Here is a 6,362-nt window from a genome sequence, read left to right on the forward strand (position 1 = left end):
GAGAAGGAGCGCGGCACCGGCACCAGCTGGATGGTGAGCTCGCGGTGCACGGCGGTCAGTTCGCCCAGCCGCTTCGCCAGGAAGGCGACGCCGAAGCCGTCCGGCGCGCCGATGCGCACCGTGCCCGAAACGTCGTCGCCCTCGCCGGCAATGGTCGAGCGCGCGGCGATCATGTCGCCTTCCATGCGCTCGGCGATCTCGAGGAAGCGCTCGCCGGCCGGCGTCAGCTCGCTGCCGGTGGTGAGCCGCCGGAAGAGCTTTGTGCGCAGCGCCTCCTCGAGCGCGGCTATGCGGCGCGAGACGGTGGCGTGGTTGAGCTCCAGGCGCTTGGCCGCGCCGAGGATCTGGCCGGCGCGCGCCACGGCAAGGAAGATGCGGACATCATCCCAGTTCATGGGGATGACCTGGATGACAATCATCAACGGAGCGTTCTGTGGCGCCCCCCTCTGTCCTGCCGGACATCTCCCCCACAAGGGGGGAGATTGGATGCCTCGCCGGCATTCGCCAATCACCAGCGTTGCAGGAGATGGTGCCGGCGGTAAAGCTGCTGATCTCCCCCCAAGTGGGGGAGATGTCCGGAAGGACAGAGGGGGGCGCGAAGGAACTCAACCTGTTGTCCCTTTGGGATATCTTAGCGACGCTGTCATTTGCGACAATTAATGCACACTCCATCACCGCTGTCCATTTTCCGCACAACGGTTGCGATCTTCCTCGCGTTGCCATCGCCGTCGCAAAGGCGGACAATGCAATCATCACCAAGACAGGGAGAGAACCATGATCGAATACGGTCATTTCATCGGCGGCAAGCGTGTCGCCGGCACCAGCGGGCGCAAGCAGGATGTGATGCAGCCGATGGACGGTTCCGTGCGCGGCACGGTGGCGCTGGCCTCGCAGGCGGAACTGCGCGCCGCGGTCGAGAACGCCAAGGCGGCGCAGCCGAAATGGGCCGCCACCAACCCGCAGCGCCGCGTGCGCGTGCTGATGAAGTTCCTCGAGCTGGTCCAGCGCGACTATGACGAGCTGGCCGACATCCTGGCGCGCGAGCACGGCAAGACCATCGCCGATGCGCGCGGCGACATCCAGCGCGGCCTCGAAGTCGTCGAGGTCTGCATCGGCGCCCCGCATATGATGAAGGGCGAGTTCACGGACGGCGCCGGCCCCGGCATCGACGTCTATTCGATGCGCCAGCCGCTCGGCGTCGTCGCCGGCATCACGCCGTTCAACTTCCCGGCCATGATCCCGCTGTGGAAGATCGCGCCGGCCATCGCCTGCGGCAACGCCTTCATCCTGAAGCCGTCCGAGCGCGATCCGGGCGTGCCGATCCGCATCGCCGAGCTCTTCATCGAGGCCGGTCTTCCCGCCGGCATCCTCAACGTCGTCAACGGCGACAAGGAAGTGGTCGACGCCATCCTCGACGATCCGGACATCAAGGCGATCGGCTTCGTCGGCTCGACGCCGATCGCACACTACATCTATTCGCGCGGCACGGCATCGGGCAAGCGCGTGCAGTGCTTCGGCGGCGCCAAGAACCACATGATCGTCATGCCCGACGCCGACATGGACCAGACGGTCGACGCGCTCATCGGCGCCGGCTACGGCTCGGCCGGCGAACGCTGCATGGCGATCTCGGTGGCGGTCCCGGTCGGCAACGATACCGCCAACCGGCTGATGGAAAAGCTGGTGCCGCGCGTCGAAAGCCTGAAGGTCGGCCCCTCGACGGATTCTTCCGCCGATTTCGGCCCGCTGGTGACGGCGCAGGCGCTGGAGCGCGTGAAGGGCTATGTCGATCTCGGCGTCAAGGAAGGCGCCAAGCTCGTCGTCGACGGCCGCGGCTTCAAGATGCAGGGCTATGAGAACGGCTACTATATGGGCGGCTGCCTGTTCGACAACGTCACCGCCGACATGCGCATCTACAAGGAAGAAATCTTCGGGCCGGTGCTCTCGGTGGTGCGCGCGCCGCGCTACGAGGACGCCATCAAGCTCGCCAACGACCACGAGATGGGCAACGGCGTCGCCATCTTCACCCGCGACGGCGATGCCGCGCGCGACTTCGCCAGCCGCGTTCAGGTTGGCATGGTCGGTGTCAACGTGCCGATTCCGGTTCCGATCGCCTATTACACGTTCGGCGGCTGGAAGGCGTCGTCCTTCGGCGACCTAAATCAGCACGGCCCGGACGCGTTCCGCTTCTACACCAAGACCAAGACGGTCACCTCGCGCTGGCCGTCCGGCATCAAGGACGGCGCCGAGTTCGTCATCCCGACGATGAACTAGCCGGACGGTTCCTGGTTGCGCGTCCTCGCCGCTTTGCGGCTGCGGGCGCGCGGCTGGCATCAAGGACGGCGCCGAGTTCGTCATCCCGACGATGAACTGAGCGGACAAGCCTTCAAGTCATTGAGAAAGCGCGGTGAAAGCCGCGCTTTCTCTTTTTTGGCGCCAAGGCCACCTGCCAGAGACGTGAGGCTCAAAAGCCCTTTGCCGCGCTTTCGACACGGGCGCCCAGTGCAAGGGAAGGTACAAGATCCGCCGCGCGGCACGCAAAGGGAGCATGCGCGCCTTCTAATAATTCCATCGTCGTGTGATGGAACCAACAGACCACCATGCGCCTTAGCCTGTATTCCTGCCATGCGTGCAGGCAATCGAACAGCGCCGGTTCAAGCCGGGGTTCTCGTCTGGCGCGAGGAGGTGTCAGATGACACGATTTCTTATGGCGACGATGTTGGCGGCGGTGGCGATGACCATCGGAGCCGCGCCGGCGAACGCGGCCGCGCAATGCGCGGCGCGCGCCGACATCATCAAGGCCCTTGGCGACAAGTTCCACGAAACCGAGGCCGGGCGCGGCCTGATCAACCCGAACGTCGTGCTCGAAATCTTCGTCTCGGATCAGGGCAGCTGGACAGTGCTCGCTTCCGACACCAAGGGGCAGAGCTGCGTGCTCTCCGTCGGCGAGGGCTGGGACAGCCCGTCGATCACCGCGGCGATGCCGGGCGCCTGAACCGTTAGGGAACTGGCGCGCCACGACGGCCTCCGCGGTCGAGCGTCAAGCTGTACCGAGGAAGTCGCCTTGCGCGGCACCGCTTGTTTGCGGCGCGGAGCTTCACCATATCGAATCCAGGGAGTCATGATCTCCCGACGACAGACCGGAAACCAGAAGGAGTGACGTGATGAAGACGTCTGATCCGGCCTGGAGCCTTCCGGCACACTGAGGCGGCCGAATGTGCCTCCCTTGCCGGAATGCGAAGGCGAAGGAGGTGCCCCATGGCACGCGAATTTTCGTTTCGATGGGTCAAGCTTGCGGCCGTTGGCGCCATGATGGCATTGCCGGCGGTTCCGGCGCGGGCGCAAGTCATCTGCGGCGGCCATGACTATCTGGTCGCGAGGCTGGCGGAGGCATTCGAGGAGAAGCGGCTGGGTTATGGCGTGGCCGGACAAGCCGCCATCTTCGAAGTGTTCGTCTCGGCAAGCGGAACCTGGACCATCCTGATGACCGACGTCAAAGGCCAGAGCTGCATCCTTGCCGCCGGCGAGGGATGGGAGGATACGCTGGCCACCGCGGTTGGGCAGCCGGGCGGCTGAGGACGCTTCCCGGCTCGAACCGCTCTCAGCGCGTTGCGGCGACCTCGGCGTGGCCGCGCAGCAACGTCATCAGTTTCTTGGCGTCCTTGGCGGCCGCCTCCTCGTCGCCGTCGAGGATGGAGCGGATCAGCGCGACGTGGTGCTCGGCCGATTCGGCCAGCCCGGTGTCGGCCTTGTAGCGATACCAGAAGCGGCGGCTGTGGGTCTGCAGGGGAGCGGCGACACGCGCCGCGAAGGGGTTGTCGGCGGCGATGGCCAGCGCCTCGTCGAGCGCCTTGTCGGCCTGGATGAAGGCAAGCACGTTGCCCGAGATCACCGCCTTCTGCATCGCGAGCGCCGCCTCATGGAACAGGTCGGCGGCCTCTCGGGTGACGAAGCGGGCGGCCGAGCGGGCGAGCACGACCTCGATGCCGCGCCGAGCGTCCAGCACCCGCAGCCAGTCGCCGGCGTGAAGCGGCGCGACCGCGATGCCGGCGCGCGGCCTGATGTCGAGAAGCCCTTCCCAGGCCAGCCGCTGGATCGCCTCGCGCACCGGCGTGCGTCCGAGACCCAGCCGATCGATCAGCGCGCCTTCGGTGACGAAGCTCGACGGCGCCAGCTCGAGCGTAACGATCATATGCTCCAGCGCGCGATAGGCCTTGGTCGCCGCCGGCTCGAAACTCGCGTTCACGTCAGCGGATATCAGTGGGGAGATCAATGGCGGGCTCCTGATATATTTTTCATATATCATAACGGATTCAGCATTGACGAGCCAGCTCTTAATAGATATACGACTGATATATCAACGGAGAGACAGCTATGTGGACCGGAGTTTTCCCCGCCGTCACGACCAAATTCAGCGCCGACGATCGTCTCGATCATGCCGAGATGGAGCGCTGCTATTCGCTGCAGATGGAGGCCGGCTGCGACGGCATCATCGTCTGCGGCTCGCTCGGCGAGGGGCCGATGCTGTCGCCTGACGAGAAGATCGAGGTGCTGAAGACGGCGCAGAAAGTCGCCGGGAAGAAGCCGGTGCTCTTGACCGTCAACGAGCCCGGCACACGCGAGGCGGCTGCTATCGCGAAGCGCGCCGCCAAGGAAGGCGCCGACGGACTGATGGTGGTGCCGAGCCCGATCTACCACACCAATCCGGAAGAGACGGTCGCAGCGCTTCGCGCCGTGGCGGAAGCCGGCGACCTGCCGGTGATGATCTATTCCAACCGGCTCGCCTATCGCGTCGACGTCACCGTCGATCTGATGGAGGAGCTGGCGTCGGACAAGCGCTTCGTCGCCATCAAGGAATCCTCCGACGACATCCGCCGCTCGACCGAGATCATCAATAGGTTCGGTGACCGCTACGATCTCTTCACCGGCGTCGACAACCTTGCCTTCGAGGCGCTGTCGGTCGGCGCCATCGGCTGGGTCGCCGGCCTGGTCACCGCCTTCCCGCGCGAGACGGTCGCAATCTATCAGCTGATGCGGCAGGGCCGCCGCGAGGAGGCGCTGGCGATCTATCGCTGGTTCCGGCCCTTGCTCGACCTCGATGTCTCGACCTATCTGGTCCAAAATATCAAGCTTGCCGAAGTGCTGGCGATCGGTACCAATGACCGCGTGCGCATGCCGCGCCAGCCGCTGTCGGGCGAACGCCGCAAGGCGGTCGAGAAGATCGTCCGGGATGCGCTGGTGGCGCGGCCGAAGCTGCCGTCGCTGCAGACGTCTCCTCGATCGACGGACAAGCTGGTGGCGGCCGAATAAGAGGTAGCATTCGCGTGCAGGGAAATTCCGAGGAGGGGGGCGGCCCGTCATCCGCCCTTCGGGCGCCTTCTCCCCGATCACAGGGAGAAGCGGAAGACATCGCCATCATCGGTGGCGGCATCATCGGCATCTGCGCGGCGACGCTGCTCTCCGAAGCGGGGCGCAGCGTCACCGTCTTCGACCGCACGGGCATCTGCGAGGAGACGAGTTCCGGCAATGCCGCCGCCTTCGCCTTCTCCGACGTGCTGCCGCTGGCGCATAAGGGGATGATCCGGCAATTGCCGAAATGGCTCGCCGACCCGCTCGGGCCTTTGGCCATTCCGCCGGCCTATCTGCCGAAACTCCTGCCCTGGTTGGTCCGCTTCTGGCGCGCGGGCGCGGCGAAGCACTATGAGACGAGCCTGGCCACGCAGGCTGGCATGATGAAGCTCGCCGAAGCCGAATGGATGGGCCTGCTCGACCGCTCCGGCACGCGGCCGATGCTGCGCGAGGACGGCTCGCTGGAATTCTATGAGAGCGAAGCGGAGTTCCGCGCCTCGCTGCCCGGCTGGGCCGAGCGCCAGCGTTTTGGCATCGGCTTCCGCCATGTCGAGGGCGAAGAGATGGCCGCGCTCCAGCCGGGCCTGGCGCCGCGCTTCGTCAAGGGCACCTTCGTTCCGGGCTGGAAGACGGTCGCCGATCCCAAGCTGCTCGGCAAGGCGGTGTGGGCCTATGCGGAGAAGCTCGGCGCCCGTTTCGAGCATGCGCGGGTGGAGCGCATCGAAGCAGGCGCAAACGGCGCGACGATCGTTCTGGCCGACGGCACCAGGCGGACGGCGAACAAGCTCCTGGTCGCCGCGGGAGCCTGGTCGCATCTCCTGGCAAAAAATCTCGGCGACCGCATCCCGCTCGAAACCGAGCGCGGCTACAACACGACGCTGCCGGTGTCGGCCTTCGACGTGAAGCGGCAGCTGATCTTTTCCGGGCACGGCTTCGTCATCACGCCGCTGCAAACCGGCTTACGCGTCGGCGGCGCCGTCGAGCTCGGCGGCATCGAGCGGCCACCCAACTTCGCC

At 65.7% G+C, this 6,362-nt stretch carries 7 protein-coding genes; 5 read left to right on the plus strand and 2 right to left on the minus strand.

The genetic code is table 11. The features are described from left to right. On the minus strand, positions 1-395 hold a 395-nt coding region (locus EOD07_RS17805; protein ID WP_164772321.1), incomplete at its 3' end, for a LysR family transcriptional regulator. A 379-nt stretch (positions 396-774) separates the two neighbouring features. Here EOD07_RS17805 and EOD07_RS17815 point away from each other — a divergent pair. From EOD07_RS17815 to EOD07_RS17825, 3 genes are all read left to right on the plus strand, one after another. Next, positions 775-2,271, plus strand: coding sequence for a CoA-acylating methylmalonate-semialdehyde dehydrogenase (locus tag EOD07_RS17815; RefSeq protein WP_127236405.1), 1,497 nt, complete (start codon positions 775-777; stop codon positions 2,269-2,271). 418 nt (positions 2,272-2,689) lie between these two features. After that, the gene (locus EOD07_RS17820) at positions 2,690-2,992 is read left to right on the plus strand and encodes a hypothetical protein (RefSeq protein ID WP_127236406.1); all 303 of its coding nucleotides are present in this window, start codon (positions 2,690-2,692) and stop codon (positions 2,990-2,992) included. 263 nt (positions 2,993-3,255) lie between these two features. Further along, positions 3,256-3,573 (plus strand): hypothetical protein, encoded by a 318-nt coding sequence (locus EOD07_RS17825; RefSeq protein ID WP_073985020.1) that lies wholly within the window; start codon positions 3,256-3,258, stop codon positions 3,571-3,573. A gap of 25 nt (positions 3,574-3,598) precedes the next feature. Here EOD07_RS17825 and EOD07_RS17830 read toward each other — a convergent pair whose 3' ends face one another. Further along, positions 3,599-4,303, minus strand: coding sequence for a GntR family transcriptional regulator (locus EOD07_RS17830; protein WP_245470202.1), 705 nt, complete (start codon positions 4,301-4,303; stop codon positions 3,599-3,601). Positions 4,304-4,371: 68 nt separating this feature from the next. Between EOD07_RS17830 and EOD07_RS17835 the strand changes: the two genes are divergently transcribed. Beyond that, entirely contained in the window at positions 4,372-5,307 is a 936-nt protein-coding gene (locus EOD07_RS17835) for a dihydrodipicolinate synthase family protein (protein WP_127236407.1), read from the plus strand. Positions 5,308-5,321: 14 nt separating this feature from the next. Then, positions 5,322-6,362 (plus strand): FAD-dependent oxidoreductase (locus EOD07_RS17840; RefSeq protein ID WP_245470203.1); only part of this gene is annotated, 1,041 nt, incomplete at its 3' end.

The sequence above is a fragment of the Mesorhizobium sp. M2C.T.Ca.TU.002.02.1.1 genome (genome assembly GCF_003997225.1).